This is a genomic window from Rubripirellula lacrimiformis (genome assembly GCF_007741535.1).
Taxonomy (GTDB): domain Bacteria; phylum Planctomycetota; class Planctomycetia; order Pirellulales; family Pirellulaceae; genus Rubripirellula; species Rubripirellula lacrimiformis.
Genome location: NZ_CP036525.1, coordinates 2,525,145 through 2,542,631 on the forward strand (window position 1 = coordinate 2,525,145; position 17,487 = coordinate 2,542,631).

The following is a 17,487-nucleotide window of genomic DNA, read 5'->3' on the forward strand; positions in this document are numbered from 1 at the left end:
TCGCGTGATTTCCAGTAAATGTGTGGAACTGGAAGTCAATGTTCGTAGGGTTTACGAGACTTTCGGTAATCCAGTCGAAAACTGTTGTAGCCGATAAGTACTTTCTATTTCCCCTTAGTCTGAACCTTGGATTTGAGCTGGGAGTGTCCATTGTTTTTTACATATGCTTTGAGGTTTGCGGTGTGTGGTATCGCGAAATTGCCGGAGACGTCTCCGTATGACGGTACGTCACCTATGACTACAGAGCCGATTCGGATTCTTGCGTTGTTGCTTATTTCACAGCCTTCGGAGACAATCGAGCCGGCGCCGATCCAGGAGTTTTCGCCGATGACTACACGCCCGCAAATGCAAGCCGTCGACGCGATAGTGCAATTGTTGCCAATTTGGCAATCGTGGCCGACGTTTGAGGATATGCCAATTGACACATCGCTTCCGATTGTCGTGCAGTTTTGGAAATGAGGAGCAGCGGCTACATTGGCACGGGCATGGATATGGCTGTTGGGGCCAACCGTAAGTCCTCCATAGTACTCAAAGGCTTCAAGTTGTCCCTCGATTTGTTTTGCGAACAATCCTCGTGTGCCTAGCGTGGCTAGTTCTTCAATTCTTGTGTTTGGTCCAATGTAGGTAGGGCCTGAAATGATCGAGTATGGGCCGACCTCTACATTGTGGTCAAGGAAGACAGGTCCTCGGATGATTGCGGTTGAATCAACCTTCGCGGACGGTGAGACAAAGGGGCTTGGATCCCTTGAATCGTAGCAGTGCTTGTGAATCGCTAGGTTGTGAAGGCGGTGAAACCACTCGCCTGCTTTCGTTGAAACTATCGTGGGCTTGTCTGGAGTTATCCCAAGTGCATCGACTGATTGTTGGTCGGTGAAAACAAGGTGGACATTGCTGTTTGACAATGCCATTTGGAGCCATTTCGAATTTCCCGCGAATACGGCTGATCCTGGGACCTCGGTGAAACAATAGGATGTTTGGCTTGCGTGCGTTGGTGAATCTAGTCGGTGACCTGTTTCTGTGGTGACGCCGAGTAAATTTAGAATTTCTGTCGGGCTGTATGTTTGCGCCCGAGCGGGTTTGATAAACGCACGCCATCTGCGATACGCTTCGGTGTCGTTTTTAGGAAGTGAATTTGGGCTCGGCATCACGTTTTCCAATCAAAAGGTTTTGGTGGTCCCAGTTGAGTCTTCCGCCGAGGAAATTAAGTCGGCCACTTCATCAACTTGTTTGTTCAATAATGACGGGTAAATCGGCAGGCAAATTATGTTTTCGGCAGCAGTTCGAGCTGATTTTAGTTGCGTTCGATTTTCGTCGACTAGCTTTGAGTACATTGGCAGGTCGCAAATCAAGGGATGGAAATAGCGGCGGCCATTTATGCCTGCATCTTTCAGTTTCTGGTATAGCTCATCGCGGGACAAAGGGTACTCCATGTTGACCATGATCGGCATGTAAGATGCGTTGCCGATCGTGTCAGCGGGGTCTGGCAGCAATGTGATGCCCGGGATGTTCACCAGTGCGTTGCGATATCTTGCTTCGGTTTGCCGACGCCGTTTGATTGCATTGTCGATTGTCTTTAATTGCAGTAATCCCAGGGCGGCGTTGAATTCGCTCATTTTGCCATTGATTCCCGTCTCCATCACGGTGGTCTCGTCAGCGAAACCAAAGTTTTTGAGATGGTCGATTCGCTGCTTGATTTCAGCGTTCGGGCAAATTATCGCGCCGCCTTCAAATGTGTTAAACACTTTAGTTGCGTGGAAACTCAGGACGGACAAGTCTCCGTGCCGTAGCACGCTTTCGCCTTTATGCTTTACGCCGAACGCGTGTGCAGCGTCGTAAATGACCTTTAGGCCATGTGTGTTAGCTATCTGCTGGATGCGTTCGGTATTGCAAGGGTTTCCGTAGCAGTGAACCGGTAGGATAGCCGTAGTGCGTGGCGTAATTGCTTCTTCGATTCGTTCAGGATCAAGATTGCAGGTTGCGGGGTCAATGTCGACGAAAACCGGTTCGATGTTGTTCCACACTAATGAGTGCGCCGTTGCAACGAATGAGTAGGGCGTGGTAATCACTTCGCCTTTGATTTTCAGGGCTTGCAGTGCAGTGATTAATGCGATTGTTCCGTTGTTGAACAAGGCCACATGTTCGACGTCGAGATACTCGCAGAGCGCTTCTTCGAGTTGTTTGTGGAAGGGGCCATTGTTCGTAAGGATTTTGCTTTTCCAGATCTTTTCAAGATAAGGAATGAACTCTTCTAAAGGTGGCAGCGATGGCTGGGTTACATAGATCGGTTTCTTCATGGCGAGATTGTGGCTGTGTTTTTGTTGTTGGGTTTGCGGTTTGGTATAGACCTTGGTGGTGCGATCGCCGCAATGCCATGTTCCGTATGCGTCCACCTTCACGCTTAGTTTCTTTACTTGCCAAGCAATGACTGTAGATAAGTTCCGTACGCAGTGTTCTTGAATTTTGAGGCTTGGTCTGCTAACTCGCTTTCGGTAATCCAGCCATTGTGGAAGCCGATTTCTTCTAGGCAGGCAACCTTGAAGCCTTGATGGTGTTCAATCGTCTTCACAAACATGGATGCCTCTAGCAAGCTGTCATGCGTGCCCGTGTCAAGCCACGTGTGGCCTCTTCCCAGGACTTCAACACTCAGAGACGCTTCTTCCAAGTAACATCGATTGATGCAAGTGATCTCTAGTTCTCCTCGTGCTGAGGGCTTAATTGACTTGGCAAATTCAATGACGCGGTTGTCGTAGAAATACAGGCCGGTCACCGCGAAATCTGATTTGGGTGTGGCCGGCTTCTCTTCGATCGAAATCGCTTTGCCGGCGCTGTTGAATTCGATGATGCCGAATCGCTCGGGGTCGTGAACCTGGTACCCGAACACGGTCGCGCCGGATGTTTGCTCGGCTGCCGTTTTTAGTTTTGGCGAGAATCCCTGCCCGTAGAAAATGTTATCGCCCAGTACCAAGGTGACGGGATCGTCGCCGATAAATTCCTCGCCAATCAGAAAGGCCTGCGCCAAGCCTTCTGGTCTGGGTTGTTCGGCATACGTTAGCGAGATGCCGAAGTCGCTGCCATCGCCGAGCAGTTTGCGGTACTGGGGCAGGTCTTCCGGCGTGGAAATGATCAGCGTTTCCCGAATTCCCGCCAGCATCAATACGGACAATGGATAGTAGACCATCGGCTTGTCGTAGATCGGCAGTAGTTGCTTGCTGATGCCGCGTGTGACCGGGTGCAGACGCGTTCCCGAACCGCCCGCCAGGACGATGCCCTTGCGGATTGTCGCGGTTGAGTTCGGTGTGGGGCGTTGTGAGATTGGCATGGCGAATGGGGCGTGGGGGCTTTGGGCGTGGCGCTTGGATTGCGATTTCCATTCGCAGGTGGTTCGCTGCGGCAGTGATGCGTCGTAGCGATTGGGTTGCCCACAGCGGGTGGGCGCCCGGTCTGGCCCGGAGGCAGGAGTGTGATGTGGTTGGTTCGGGCGTTGATTGGTGATTGGGACCGGGCGTTGACGCGGTGGGTGATTGGGGACCGGACGCTAGCGCGTGGCGGCTGATGGCTGTTGTGGTGATAGGGTTGGTGGTTGGCTAGTTTCCTAGACGCTGCAGTTGGTACTGGCCGGAGAGGATTTCTTGCCACCAGGATTCGTTTTCGAGGTACCACTGGACGGTTTTTCGAAACCCCGACTGGTTGTCCTGCTGAGGACGCCAACCCAGTTCGTTTTTGATTTTGCTGGCGTCAATCGCGTAGCGGGCGTCGTGGCCGGGGCGGTCGGTGACGAACGTGATCAGCTGGGAATGTTCGCTGATCGTGGGCGACGCGCTGGGGCGGAGTTCGTCCATCAATTGGCACAACAGGTGCACCAGATCGATGTTCCGCATCTCGTTGTCGCCGCCAATGTTGTAGGTCTGGCCCGGACGCCCTCTTTCGACCACCGCCAATAGGGCTCGGCAATGATCGTCGACGTACAACCAGTCCCGTATGTTTTCGCCCTTGCCGTACACGGGAATCGATTCGCCGCGTAGGCATTTCAGGATCACGACCGGGATCAGCTTTTCGGGGAACTGGAATGGCCCGTAGTTGTTGCTGCAATTGGTCACCAGCACGGGCAGCCCGTAGGTATCGGACCAGGCGCGAGCCAGGTGATCCGACGATGCTTTGCTGGCCGAATACGGCGAATGAGGATCATAAGGAGTCGTTTCGCTGAACTGCCCTTCACTGCCCAGGGATCCGTACACTTCGTCGGTCGAAACGTGCAAGAAACGAAACGCGTCCGCTGCGTCGGAATCCAGCGATCGCCAATGCGACAGGCTAGCCTGCAATAGGTTGTAGGTGCCGATGACGTTGGTTTCGATGAACTGGCCGGGACCATCAATCGACCGATCCACATGACTCTCGGCCGCCAAGTGCATCACGGCATCGGGAGCGAACTCGGCCAAGCACTGTTGGACTGCGTCGGCGTCGGTGATGTCAACTTGGGCGAATCGGTAACCGGATTGGTCGGCGATGTCGGCCAACGAGGATAGGTTGCCGGCATAGGTCAGCGAGTCCACGTTCAGGACGTCGTGACCCTGTTGGACTGCCATCCGAACCAGGTTGGATCCGATGAATCCGGCGCCGCCGGTGATCAGGATTTTCATATCGGCAATAGCGATGAGTGGGCGGTGGCAGCGGGGGGATCTGGACATGATGATCCCGCCGTAAATCGGCGCAGACTTCGTCCACTTGGGTGACACAGTGTCGCCCTTTCGGAGGCTGGTCGATTAGCCGTTTTAGGGGGGGGGGTGGTCAGTCAGGAACTGCCCTCTCGAGCAATATCGTTGGAGGCCCTAGGGGCGTCAAGCTATTGGTCTGATTCCCACCGCATTGATGGGCGCAGCTGTGTCCGTTGGAACGGTTTTAGGGCGTGGAGGGGCGATAGAGTGAAGCGGATGTGTTGAGCGGTCGGGTAGGCAGTGGCTGGGCGCCATTTCAAACCCTTGCATGGCAACGGGACTTTTACGCGGCGGGCGCTTGTCGAGGTTGCCGTGGGCACTGAATTATCCAGGCGGAAAGAAGCCCTGCTGGACTTGGTCGACAGGGACGCGTTGGAGAACTGATTCAAGAATGACGCGAATGACACAAATGAGGAGATCTGGCTTGTGACGGGTGTTGTTCGTGTGATTCGTGGTTGAATGTTCTTTCTGGCGCTATCTGCTATTGGGTATCGCTTGGAACGGGACTGGATGCGGTCCATCAGACGGTTCGCCTGCGTCGTGGTCAGGCGGCAGCGTTAGCATTGCGTTGGCCGTATTCAGATAAAATCTATCCTCGGAAACGGAATCGTTCCCCCCGTCTCAAATTCACAATCTTCGATTTCACTTTTTCAATGAACTTCATTGACCAGTGGGACCCCTTTCAACCTGTGTCGACATCCACGTTCGTCGGGGAACGGAGTGTCAAAGTTGAAGTCGAGCTCGATTTTGAACTTAATCAGGAGCGGGGAGCGAGTTCGTCAGGGGGGAGGTGAGCGTTTGTTTGAGCGCTCGCTCGTCAGCCGTGATCGGCAGTGACAGTATCTCCATCGCTCGCGTGAGGACTTTGGGGTCCTGTTCGGTCGGTGGCATCGAGTTTTGCAGGCGGGCAGCGTCCAGTATCAGTTGACGCTGGCGGGCCATCAGCACGCTGCTGCGTTGTGCGTCATCGATCGAATTGCCGCTGTCTTGCGGCGGCAACAACTGGTTCAGTCGGATCGGCCATTGGCGTTTTCGAAGTTGTTGGATCACGGCCGGTAGACCACTCGGGTCCAGAGCCAGCATTCGTTGCCAGGCGTGGATCGCGATCGGCGTGTCCTGGATGTCCAACGCTGCCCGCGCGATACTATCGAGCGCCGACGGGGATTGGCCACGCAGCACGGACAGCTGGTCCAGCAGCACGCGGCAGGTTTCCGCGGGCGTGCCGGTCAGGTCCAATTGGACCAGATTCCAGCGAGCGATTTCCGATAGCGGGTTGGCCTCCAAGGCTTGGCGACTGAGTGCGGCGATCGATTCCAGCCGTGGGTCACGGTCGAGCGGTGGATCGCCAAATTTTGATCCCGACAATAGCGACGACGGACCGCCGCGAAGCGTGACCCAGCGGATTCGATGTGGGCGGGTCAACAGGGACGCTTGTTCGGCAGAAACGCCTTGTGTTGTGAGGGCCTGAATACGTTCGGACCGAAACAACAACCGCAGCACGCGAATGCGTTCCAGCATCAGCGGTTCACAATCCGGATACCGCTGGATCGCCAGATCCAGTTCGCGATCGATCGATTGCAAATTCGCGTATTGCACGGAGGTCAGGGTGCCGGGGGTGGACGTGCCGGATCCGCTGCCGCTTGCGTCTGTAAGCCATTGGCTGTGCCGCTGTAGTGAGTCGGCGGACGCGATCGCGGCGGCGCGGTTGGTCGACAAAATCAGTCCGGCGATGATCAGGACCGGTACCACCATCAGCATCAGGCTGCGGGTTTGCGACGGGGCAATGAACAAGCTTTGGAATTCTTCGAACCACTCCTCCGAGTCCGAATTGGTGACAGGGGACCTTCGTTCGCCAGCCGGGCGCCCGTGTGGCGATCCAGAGGTGGAGCTGGGATGAATTCCCTGCGAGTTTGTTTGGCGGTGCGGCGCGTTTTCGGTAGCTCGTTGACGGATTCGGGCAAACCGTTGATCGTGGGAAGGGTCGCGTCGCTGCCGTGGGGCGGCGGGAGTTTGGCGAGCGTGAACGGCTGCGGCCAACAGGGTTGCCGTCATCGCGATCGGCGGAAGCGTCAGGGCAAAGTCGAATGTTTGCGACGTCGCGATCGCGGTGGTGGCAAAAATACCGGCGAGCGCCAGTCCATAGTCGATCGGGTCGCTGGTTCGCAGCAATCGTCGAAATGCGACGATGGTGCCGATGCCGGCGGCCAGCAAGATCAGCGCCATCGCCAGGCCGCCTTCGACGAGCCATTCCAGCCATTGGTTGTCTGCGTTTCGGTACCAATTGCCGCCACCGGTTGCTTGGAACGGCAGATAGGCATAGCGATAGGCGCCCATCCCACCACCAATCGGAAACGACGCCAATGCCGAACGCCATGCATCGGGCCAGTGCCCAGCACGACCATCGCCAACCGGGTCGCCGGTGTGGTTTTCCAGCAGGCGGTCCACTGCGGTGGTTTCGATGCCTGCCGCCCCCAACGTCACCATTGCAATCGCGAACATCACTACAACCGCAAAAACCACGATGGGCAGCCGGCGTGATGAAGCAACCGTGATCACACAAATTGTTGCACCACAGGCGGAACCCAATAAGGCACCGCGCGAACCGCAGGCGACGATCGCGGCACTGATGAACACGGTGGCCAGGACGATCATCCACCAAGAAACACTCTGTGCCATCCGGTGAAAGTGACTGAATCCTCCAAATTTGTGACTGACCATCCCGTCGCTAGAACGGCGGTTACGCGATCGATACACCAGCAACCCGACGGCGGCGGCCAAACCTAAGTTCAGCATCGCGCCGGCGTTGTTACGGTTGATAAACGTGCCAAAGGGGTGCCCGATTCGTCGGTCTCCGAACAGAAATACACCCGGGGAAACCACGGATTGATAGAACCCCAATGCCGAATGGACCACGCCGACGATTGCCATGCCGATCATCATCAACAGCACCAGATGACGGTGACGAAAGATCGTGCCAGCCACGTAAGCCATGGCAGCCATGACCATCGCGAAGGCCGCAAAATTCTTGGTCAACCAAGCTGATACCGAAACGGGAAAGCTTTGTGGTGCCGGCTGGCCGGTGGCTTGGGGCAGCCATTGGGTGAACGCGTCGGCGGACGCCGGTGATAGGGACCACACGGTGCCGGAGTCTAGCGGAATCGATTGGGCCAGGGCCAGCAAACCGATAGCTGCCCACAGCACCATCGGCGATCGTTGCAGTCCGCGTTCTAGCGTTTCGGTGACGTAGTGTTGGACAATCGCAGCGGGCGACGCATTGATGAACGGTGCGGACGGGGTGCGGCGAGGGGGACAGGCGGATTGGACGAACCAAGTTGCAATCACCAGCGCCATGACCGCCACGCTAGATATCCACAGGTCCCAAGGCAATAATCCACCGCAATCCAACGCAACCAACCCCGGCACCGCTACGGTAGCGCATGCGGTCAGCGTCATCAGGTTGTGTCGCAGCATTGCGAGCGAATCGATTGGCAAAAGCGTCATCGGTGGGGCACCCAGGTTTCAGTCAGCCGATTACCTCGAGTTGGCAGTCGTCTAGCTTGACACTGACCCCCTGTTCCATGAAGCGGACGGACACCAGCAAGTGGGTTTCTTGAGTTCGACGCAGTACCGTGCCCTCGTATCCAGCAAACGCACCGCTTTTGACTCGGATCGTTTGACCAGGTTCGATGCGGGATTCGACAGCAAGCGGCACGTCCATCTGGATCAGGTTGAAGATCTGGCGAAGGTCAGTGACGAACGGTTCGACGTCATCGATCTTACTGGCTTGCAGAATACAGCCCGTACAGACCGCTTGGTAACGGGCCTCGTCGTCGTCGCCACAAACGAAAACATAGTTGCGGAACAACGGTTGATAGGTGACGCGGATCCGGCCGGCTGGCGATCGTCGGCGGTTGGCGATTTGGGGCGCGTAGTGAGAAACGCCAATCGTGCGCAAGTGGCGCATCAGTTGCTTTTCCTGGCGACTCTTGGTGTACATCAACCACCAAGTTCGCTGGACAACATCGTCATCCAACAGGAATGCGTCTGGATAACAGTCAGGTTCGGCGGGCAGAATAGGCAAAGGATTAGGTTGCTTGCGAATCGATCTCGGGTGTTCGTCAATAGCCGCAGCCTAGCGAATTTGACTCGGACACGCATTAGCAGACGAGCGGTATTCGTCATCCGTGTGGCCAACGAATGACAGCGTTCCCGTTTTCCTGGGGGTAAGGGAGGGAAAGATTGCAAATTGCAGAATGAACATTTCAAGGTGCAAATTTGGGTGGTGGAGGGAGGGGCTGACGGCAGGTTCTCCAACTGCCAATCGTTTTTCTCCGTACCCCCTCACCCAACGCCGTTAAGGAAATTTTTCGAGTGAATTAGGTAACCAGGATAGCTTTTGGAGGGCCATAAATGAAATAAGCCAGGCTCCCCCCAAAATCCTCGACTACATCGTCGAAAGAAAAGGAGCCTGGCTATGAGTAACAGTGGCAAGGATGCTGCTTCGAAACAGAAGCAATCAATGACTCAAGGTGAACAGCTGGCCAAAGCGATTCGCTGGATCGCCAACGACCAATTATTCGCAAAGGTTCGTGTTCACGGCAATGCCAATTGGGTGCCGACTCACTTGATGCAGGTCGCAATTCTATGGGTTTGGAGTAGTCAATCATTGCTCGTCGAATCCACCAAAGACGCGATCAAAAGTGTCGAGAGCTTATTCGGTACGACCGGGATTCATTCGTATCAGACGCTGATCACTGCACTGCAGAAGTACACCGAGCAAATCCTTCCGCCACTGGTCCAACGAATGCATCATTTGATGGAGAAGACAGATCAAGCAAGTTTTCGCATCGGGATTTGGTTGGTGTTGGCCGTCGACGGTTCCCGCTTGGATGCTTGCCGAACCCTGGCCAACGAGAAGCGGTTCTGCAAGCCAAAGAACAAAAGGGGATCGAAGAAGAACAAGAAGAACAAGCGTGGTCGACACGCCAACAAACGAAAACCGGTGAGCAAAAAGAAGAACTACAATCCGCAGCCCGTCGGTCCTCAAGTCTGGCTTACGCTACTGTGGCATGTCGGACAGCGATTGCCATGGGCATGGAAAATCGGACCGAGTTATTCCAGCGAACGAGCCCATCTGTTGGAAATGCTGAATGCTTTAGACCTACCGAAAAACACGCTCATCTGCGGTGATGCTGGTTTCGTCGGCTACGACTTTTGGAACGCGATCGACAGCCACGGCCATCACTTCCTGACGCGTGTCGGAAGCAATTGTCGCTTCCTGAAGCAACTTGGACGGGTTCGCGAACGTGATGGCATCGTGTACTGCTGGCCGAAAGAAAAACAGCAACGCAAGCAGCCGCCGTTGGTCCTTCGGCTACTTCGCTTTCACGACGGACGTGGCGAAGTCTATCTCGTCACCAACGAATTGAACTTACGCAAGTTAAGTGATTCGCGTGCTGGGGAAATTTATCGAAAACGCTGGGGAATCGAAGTGCAATTCCGATCCTTAAAGCAAACTTACGGTCGTTCGAAACTGCTCGGGCGAACGCCGGATGTCGTCGAGCACGAGTTAACCTGGTCGCTTGTCGGTCTTTGGATGGCGCAGTTACTGGCGCTTCGCGAACAAATCGATCGGATCGAACCGGCGGCTCAAACGAGCGTCGCGATGGTGTTACGAATATTGCAAAACATCCTGCACTGCCCCAACGAGATACCCGCGCGGGGCGAATCGCTTCGGAGTCTCTTGGCCGGTGCGTTGACGGATACATACGACCGCGCAAGTAAAAAGAAAAGTCGCAACTACCCACGCCGAAAAGAGGAACCCCGGACCGGCCCACCCACAATTGAACTCGCCACCCCAGAGCAACAGAAGCTTGCCAAAGCTACACTGGACCTCTCAAATGCAGCATGAAAAATGCTTAACGGCGTTGCCCCTCACCCCAACCCTCTCCCCCACGTTGAACGAGAGCGGAACTCGCGTTCAACGCGGGGGAGAGGGGGCTAAAGTTTTGCCCGGTGAGCGGCTTGTTCGTTGGTTTTTCCTTGCCCCTTCTCCCCCACGTTGAACGCGAGCAGGACTCGCATTCACCGCGGGGGAGAGGGGGCTAAAGTTTTGCCCGGTGAGCGGCTTGTTCGTTGGTTTTCCTTGCCCCCTCTCCCCCGGATTCCATCGAAGTGGAGCTTCGATGGGATTTGGGGGAGAGGGGTTGGGGTGAGGGGGCGACGAGGAGAGACGATTGCAAATTGCAAATTGAACAATGCAAATTTGTAATTGGGGGAATGGTTGGCGGCACTTCATCCACAGCCAATTTGCATTTTGAAATGTTCAATTTGCAATTTGCAATCTCCGTTCCCCCCCCTCACCCCGGCCCTCTCCCCCACGTTGAACGCGAGCAGGACTCGCATTCAGCGCGGGGGAGAGGGGGCTAAAGTTTTGCCCGGTGAGCGGCTTGTTCGTTGGTTTTTCCTTGCCCCCTCTCCCCCGGATTCCATCGAAGTGGAGCTTCGATGGGATTTGGGGGAGAGGGGTTGGGGTGAGGGGGCGACGAGGAGAAACGATTGCAAATTGCAAATTGAACAATGCAAATTTGCAATTGGGGGAATGGTTGGTGGCACTTCATCCACAGCCAATTTGCATTTTGAAATGTTCAATTTGCAATTTGCAATCTTCACTCCCCCCCCTCACCCCGGCCCTCTCCCCCACATTGAACGCGAGCAGAACTCGCATTCACCGCGGGGGAGAGGGGGCTAAAGTTTTGCCCGGTGAGCGGCTTGTTCGTTGGTTTTTCCTTGCCCCCTCTCCCCCGGATTCCATCGAAGTGGAGCTTCGATGGGATTTGGGGGAGAGGGTTGGGGTGAGGGGGCGACGAGGAGAAACGATTGCAAATTGCAAATTGAACAATGCAAATTTGCAATTGGGGGAATGGTTGGTGGCACTTCAGCTACCGCCGATTTGCATTTTGAAATGTTCAATTTGCAATTTGCAATCTTCACTCCCCCCCCTCACCCCGGCCCTCTCCCCCACATTGAACGCGAGCAGAACTCGCATTCACCGCGGGGGAGAGGGGGCTAAAGGGTTTGGGCGTTGGGGGGGATCGGTGGATTCTCCGAGTGACTTCTTCTTGCCCCCTCTCCCCCGGATTCCATCGAAGTGGAGCTTCGATGGGATTTGGGGGAGAGGGGTTGGGGTGAGGGGGGCCTGGATGCTGCGAGGGCACGGAGTTTGGGCGTTGTCAGTGGGGATGGTTTTGGTATCGGCGGGCTAGTTTGGCTGGTGAGGTGCCGGTGGCGTGGGCGATTTGTAGTCGCCAATTTTGGAGGGTTTGGCGGATGGGGCCGCGGGATCGCCAGCGGCGGGGGCTGATGGTCAGGGGGCCGGGGATGAGCACCGGACGGGACTGACGACGAAGCTTTCGCGATAGTTCGATGTCTTCCATCAACGGGATGTCGGGGAACCCTCCTTCGCGGCGAAATACGTCCGAACGGACGAAGATCCCTTGGTCGCCAAATGCGATCCCTCGCACACGCACTCTCGCCGCGTTGCCGCCTTCGATCGCTCGGAAAATCCATTCTGGCGACTCGATCCGTTGCCGCATCGCGCCCCACAGGATCGGATGATCGCCGGCTGCGGATCCCCCGATCGCGTCACAGGCCTGTTTCAGGCCGTCCGGATGCAATCGGTTGTCGGCGTGCAGGAACAGCATCCAGTCGCGAGTCGCGACGGCGGCGCCCGCGTTCTGCTGAGTGCCACGGCCGGGCAGCGATCGAACCACCTTGCTGGCACCTGCCCTGGTCGCCACCGCGATCGTTTCGTCCCGGCTGCCGCCATCGGTCACGATGATCTCGTGAGCCCCCGCGTCGATCGCCGAACGGATCGCCGCCGCGATCGTGGCGGCTTCATCCAGCGTCGGAATGATGATCGAAAACGATGCGGGTGTGAGAGGCACGGGAACGGAGTGGGGTGAGGAGGGGGAGATTGCAAATTGCAAATTGAACATTTCAAAATGCGAATTTGGGTGGGGAGGTGGTGGCCGATTGATGGATTGCTGGTTTGCATTGTTGAATTTGCGATCGTTTCTGTCAGGGCCCCCTCACCCCGGCCCTCTCCCCCACGTCGAACGCGAGCAGAACTCGCGTTCAGCGCGGGGGAGAGGGGGCAATGTGGAGTGGTCTGTGTTCCCGGCCCCCTCACCCCAGCCCTCTCCCCCACGATGAACGCGAGCAGGACTCGCATTCAGCGCGGGGGAGAGGGGGCTAGAAGGTTTGGGCTATGCGATGGCGGTTGGCTGGTTCTTTGGTTTTCCTTGCCCCCTCTCCCCCGGATTCCATCGAAGTGGAGCTTCGATGGGATTTGGGGGAGAGGGCTGGGGTGAGGGGGCGACGAGGAGAAACGATTGCAAATTGCAAATTGAACAATGCAAATTTGTAATTGGGGGAATGGTTGGCGGCACTTCAGCTACCGCCGATTTGCATTTTGAAATGTTCAATTTGCAATTTGCAATCTTCACTCCCCCCCTCACCCCGGCCCTCTCCCCCACGTCGAACGCGAGCAGAACTCGCGTTCAACGCGGGGGAGAGGGGGCAATGTGGAGTGGTCTGTGTTCCCGGCCCCCTCGCCCCGGCCCTCTCCCCCACATTGAACGCGAGCAGGACTCGCATTCAACGCGGGGGAGAGGGGGCTAGAAGGTCTGGCCGGTGAGCGGCTTGTTCTTTGGTTTTCCTTGCCCCCTCTCCCCCACATTGAACGCGAGCAGAACTCGCGTTCAACGCGGGGGAGAGGGGGCTAAAGGTTGGGGCTACGCGATGGCGGTTGGCTGGTTCGTTGGTTTTTCCTTGCCCCCTCTCCCCCGGATTCCATCGAAGTGGAGCTTCGATGGGATTTGGGGGAGAGGGCTGGGGTGAGGGGGGCGACGCTTGACTGCATTTTGCAATCCTTGCCTCCTTCTTTCCTAAACCAGCTGGACGTCGCGGTAACGCAGGTAGGCTAGCGGGCCTAGGATGATCAGCGGTAGCCAGGCGGCCATTGCGGGGCTTAGCCAGTATCCGTTCCCGCCCAATGCGCCGCAGAGGGTTTTGATCACGAAGAATGCCAGGACGGTTCCCATCGCGGCGGCGATCATCACGAACAGGTTGCGGCCTCGGCGGTTGACCACCAATGGCAGTCCCAGCAGGATCAGCGAGAAGTCGAGTGCCGGACGGATGATCCGTTCGTGCAACAGCACCTGCAGCGACAAACTGCTGTGTACCGCCGGATTCTTGACTCGTCCAATCAACTCCATCACCGACGCCATCCGCGTGGCCGATTGATTGGTCTGTAGCAGGTCGACGTGGACCGTGGTGGCGAAGAAGCACTGACGCGGCTTCAGCCACGCTTGGTCGCTGCTGGAGTACAGGATCGGTCGACTGGCAATGCCAACCGACGGGAGTGCGTCGATGTCTTCGGGGCGTTGGACGCCGTCCAGCAAATAGCCGCCGGGGTGGTCGGCGCTCGCCTCCATCCAGACTCCGGAGCGTGCCAGCAGCAGGTCGCCGTATCCGGGGTATTCGCCGTCGAGCCGGAAACTCGGCTCGATCACTCGGCCGGATTGGGCGATCAACGATTTGCCGTCGATCAGGACGCGATTGACCTTGTCGTACTGGGCCAAAATCGGCTGTTCGGATTCGCCCGTGATGTCTTTGGCCTTCATCGACAACGCGTCGCGGTAACTGGGCAATAGCAGTTCGCGACTACTCAGTTGGGCCAGCACGATCAATAGCGACGCGATGATCATCGGACGCAGCAATCGTCCGTGCGAGATCCCAGCGGCCAACGTGGATGTCAGTTCGCCCGTCCGCCGCAGCCAGCCGACGGTGAACAGGAATGCCATCAATGTGATGATCGCGCCGGTCCAGTCGAACAATAGCAGCAGATATGGCCCGTAGAACCGACACATGACCAGCACCAAACCATCCTGCTCCTGCCCCTGTTTGACCAGTTCATCCATGCTGGTGAAGGCATGAAAGACGACAAAAATGCCAGAGATCGAGCAGAAACAGATGAATACCGTCCGCAGAAAGAGCAACAAGATGTATCGATCGATCTTGGTCACGAGCGGCGAGATGTTGGTTGGAGGAGACGAAGTCAGGGTAAGTGGAATATCGGGGAAAGCTGGTGGAGGAAGCAAGAGGAGTTGAGAGTTTGGAAGGTGTGGAGGGGGGGTGAGGATTTGCAATCGTTTCGATTCGGGCCCCCTCACCCCAGCCCTCTCCCCCAGATCCCTATCGAAGCTCCACTTCGATGGGATCCGGGGGAGAGGGGGCAAGCAGATGGTGGGCGAGAGAGTAACTGAACGACCGCAGTCGACTCTTTTTGGCCCCCTCTCCCCCGCGTTGAATGCGAGTTCTGCTCGCTTTCGGCGTGGGGGAGAGGGTTGGGGTGAGGGGGCGCAGGGAAGAACGATTGCAAATTGCAAATTGAACAATGCAAATTGGTCATTGAAGACGATCCAGCAAACCTACACCCACCCAAATATGCATTTTGAAATGTTCATTTTGCAATTTGCGATGTTTTCGGGCCCCCTCACCCCCGCCCTCTCCCCCAGATCCCTATCGAAGCTCCACTTCGGTGGGATCCGGGGGAGAGGGGCAAGAAGATGGTGCGCGAGAGTGCAACTGAACGACCACAGTCGACTCTTTTGGGCCCCCTCTCCCCCGCGTTGAATGCGAGTTCTGCTCGCTTTCGGCGTGGGGGAGAGGGTTGGGGTGAGGGGGCGCAGGGAAGAACGATTGCAAATTGCAAATTGAACAATGCAAATTGGATATTGAAGACGATCCAGCAAACCTACACCCACCCAAATATGCATTTTGAAATGTTCATTTTGCAATTTGCGATGTTTTCGGGCCCCCTCACCCAACGCCGTTAAGGAAATTTTTCATGCTGCATTTGAGAGGTCCAGTGTAGCTTTGGCAAGCTTCTGTTGCTCTGCGGTGGCGAGTTCAATTGTGGGTGGGCCGGTCCGGGGTTCCTCTTTTCGGCGTGGGTAGTTGCGACTTTTCTTTTTACTTGCGCGGTCGTATGTATCCGTCAACGCACCGGCCAAGAGACTCCGAAGCGATTCGCCCCGCGCGGGTATCTCGTTGGGGCAGTGCAGGATGTTTTGCAATATTCGTAACACCATCGCGACGCTCGTTTGAGCCGCCGGTTCGATCCGATCGATTTGTTCGCGAAGCGCCAGTAACTGCGCCATCCAAAGACCGACAAGCGACCAGGTTAACTCGTGCTCGACGACATCCGGCGTTCGCCCGAGCAGTTTCGAACGACCGTAAGTTTGCTTTAAGGATCGGAATTGCACTTCGATTCCCCAGCGTTTTCGATAAATTTCCCCAGCACGCGAATCACTTAACTTGCGTGAGTTCAATTCGTTGGTGACGAGATAGACTTCGCCACGTCCGTCGTGAAAGCGAAGTAGCCGAAGGACCAACGGCGGCTGCTTGCGTTGCTGTTTTTCTTTCGGCCAGCAGTACACGATGCCATCACGTTCGCGAACCCGTCCAAGTTGCTTCAGGAAGCGACAATTGCTTCCGACACGCGTCAGGAAGTGATGGCCGTGGCTGTCGATCGCGTTCCAAAAGTCGTAGCCGACGAAACCAGCATCACCGCAGATGAGCGTGTTTTTCGGTAGGTCTAAAGCATTCAGCATTTCCAACAGATGGGCTCGTTCGCTGGAATAACTCGGTCCGATTTTCCATGCCCATGGCAATCGCTGTCCGACATGCCACAGTAGCGTAAGCCAGACTTGAGGACCGACGGGCTGCGGATTGTAGTTCTTCTTTTTGCTCACCGGTTTTCGTTTGTTGGCGTGTCGACCACGCTTGTTCTTCTTGTTCTTCTTGTTCTTCTTGTTCTTCTTCGATCCCCTTTTGTTCTTTGGCTTGCAGAACCGCTTCTCGTTGGCCAGGGTTCGGCAAGCATCCAAGCGGGAACCGTCGACGGCCAACACCAACCAAATCCCAATGCGAAAACTTGCTTGATCTGTCTTCTCCATCAAATGATGCATTCGTTGGACCAGTGGCGGAAGGATTTGCTCGGTGTACTTCTGCAGTGCAGTGATCAGCGTCTGATACGAATGAATCCCGGTCGTACCGAATAAGCTCTCGACACTTTTGATCGCGTCTTTGGTGGATTCGACGAGCAATGATTGACTACTCCAAACCCATAGAATTGCGACCTGCATCAAGTGAGTCGGCACCCAATTGGCATTGCCGTGAACACGAACCTTTGCGAATAATTGGTCGTTGGCGATCCAGCGAATCGCTTTGGCCAGCTGTTCACCTTGAGTCATTGATTGCTTCTGTTTCGAAGCAGCATCCTTGCCACTGTTACTCATAGCCAGGCTCCTTTTCTTTCGACGATGTAGTCGAGGATTTTGGGGGGAGCCTGGCTTATTTCATTTATGGCCCTCCAAAAGCTATCCTGGTTACCTAATTCACTCGAAAAATTTCCTTAACGGCGTTGCCCCTCACCCCGGCCCTCTCCCCCAGATCCCCATCGAAGCTCCACTTCGATGGGATCCGGGGGAGAGGGGGCAAGCAGATGGTGGGCGAGAGAGTAACTGAACGACCGCAGTCGACTCTTTTTGGCCCCCTCACCCCTGCCCTCTCCCCCAGATCCCTATCGAAGCTCCACTTCGATGAGATCCGGGGGAGAGGGGGCAAGCAGATGGTGGGCGAGAGAGTAACTGAACGACCGCAGTCGACTCTTTTTGGCCCCCTCTCCCCCGCGTTGAATGCGAGTTCT

The 17,487-nt window shown here is 56.0% G+C and carries 10 protein-coding genes; 1 reads left to right on the forward strand and 9 read right to left on the reverse strand.

Annotated features, from left to right (window positions below; all coding sequences use genetic code 11):
• Positions 1-104 precede the first annotated feature (104 nt).
• The 6 genes from K227x_RS31575 to nusG all read right to left on the reverse strand — a co-directional run bounded on the left by K227x_RS31575 (position 105) and on the right by nusG (position 8,793).
• Positions 105-1,145 carry an LbetaH domain-containing protein gene (locus K227x_RS31575; RefSeq protein ID WP_145169202.1) on the reverse strand — a complete coding sequence of 347 codons (1,041 nt, stop codon included), beginning with the start codon at positions 1,143-1,145 and terminating at the stop codon, positions 105-107.
• 12 nt (positions 1,146-1,157) lie between these two features.
• A complete protein-coding gene (locus K227x_RS08980) occupies positions 1,158-2,396 on the reverse strand; it encodes a DegT/DnrJ/EryC1/StrS family aminotransferase (protein ID WP_315854349.1) in 1,239 nt (412 codons plus the stop codon).
• 11 nt (positions 2,397-2,407) lie between these two features.
• Positions 2,408-3,319 (reverse strand): glucose-1-phosphate thymidylyltransferase RfbA, encoded by a 912-nt coding sequence (gene rfbA, locus K227x_RS08985; protein ID WP_145169203.1) that lies wholly within the window; start codon positions 3,317-3,319, stop codon positions 2,408-2,410.
• A 265-nt stretch (positions 3,320-3,584) separates the two neighbouring features.
• Complete coding sequence (gene rfbB, locus K227x_RS08990; protein ID WP_145169204.1) at positions 3,585-4,637, reverse strand: dTDP-glucose 4,6-dehydratase; 1,053 nt, start codon at positions 4,635-4,637, stop codon at positions 3,585-3,587.
• An 828-nt stretch (positions 4,638-5,465) separates the two neighbouring features.
• On the reverse strand, positions 5,466-8,213 hold the full coding sequence (locus K227x_RS08995; protein ID WP_145169205.1) for an O-antigen ligase family protein: 2,748 nt from the start codon (positions 8,211-8,213) through the stop codon (positions 5,466-5,468).
• A gap of 22 nt (positions 8,214-8,235) precedes the next feature.
• Positions 8,236-8,793, reverse strand: coding sequence for a transcription termination/antitermination protein NusG (gene nusG, locus K227x_RS09000; RefSeq protein WP_145169206.1), 558 nt, complete (start codon positions 8,791-8,793; stop codon positions 8,236-8,238).
• Positions 8,794-9,186: 393 nt separating this feature from the next.
• On the opposite strand from nusG, the gene K227x_RS09005 reads away from it, so the two are divergent.
• Positions 9,187-10,623 carry an IS4 family transposase gene (locus K227x_RS09005; protein ID WP_145169207.1) on the forward strand — a complete coding sequence of 479 codons (1,437 nt, stop codon included), beginning with the start codon at positions 9,187-9,189 and terminating at the stop codon, positions 10,621-10,623.
• A 1,321-nt stretch (positions 10,624-11,944) separates the two neighbouring features.
• Here K227x_RS09005 and K227x_RS09010 read toward each other — a convergent pair.
• The 3 genes from K227x_RS09010 to K227x_RS09020 form a co-directional block, all read right to left on the reverse strand.
• A complete protein-coding gene (locus tag K227x_RS09010; protein WP_218933878.1) occupies positions 11,945-12,658 on the reverse strand; it encodes a TIGR04283 family arsenosugar biosynthesis glycosyltransferase in 714 nt (237 codons plus the stop codon).
• 1,002 nt (positions 12,659-13,660) lie between these two features.
• On the reverse strand, positions 13,661-14,800 hold the full coding sequence (locus tag K227x_RS09015; RefSeq protein WP_145169209.1) for an LptF/LptG family permease: 1,140 nt from the start codon (positions 14,798-14,800) through the stop codon (positions 13,661-13,663).
• A gap of 822 nt (positions 14,801-15,622) precedes the next feature.
• The gene (locus K227x_RS09020) at positions 15,623-17,077 is read right to left on the reverse strand and encodes an IS4 family transposase (RefSeq protein ID WP_145169210.1); all 1,455 of its coding nucleotides are present in this window, start codon (positions 17,075-17,077) and stop codon (positions 15,623-15,625) included.
• Positions 17,078-17,487: the final 410 nt, after the last annotated feature.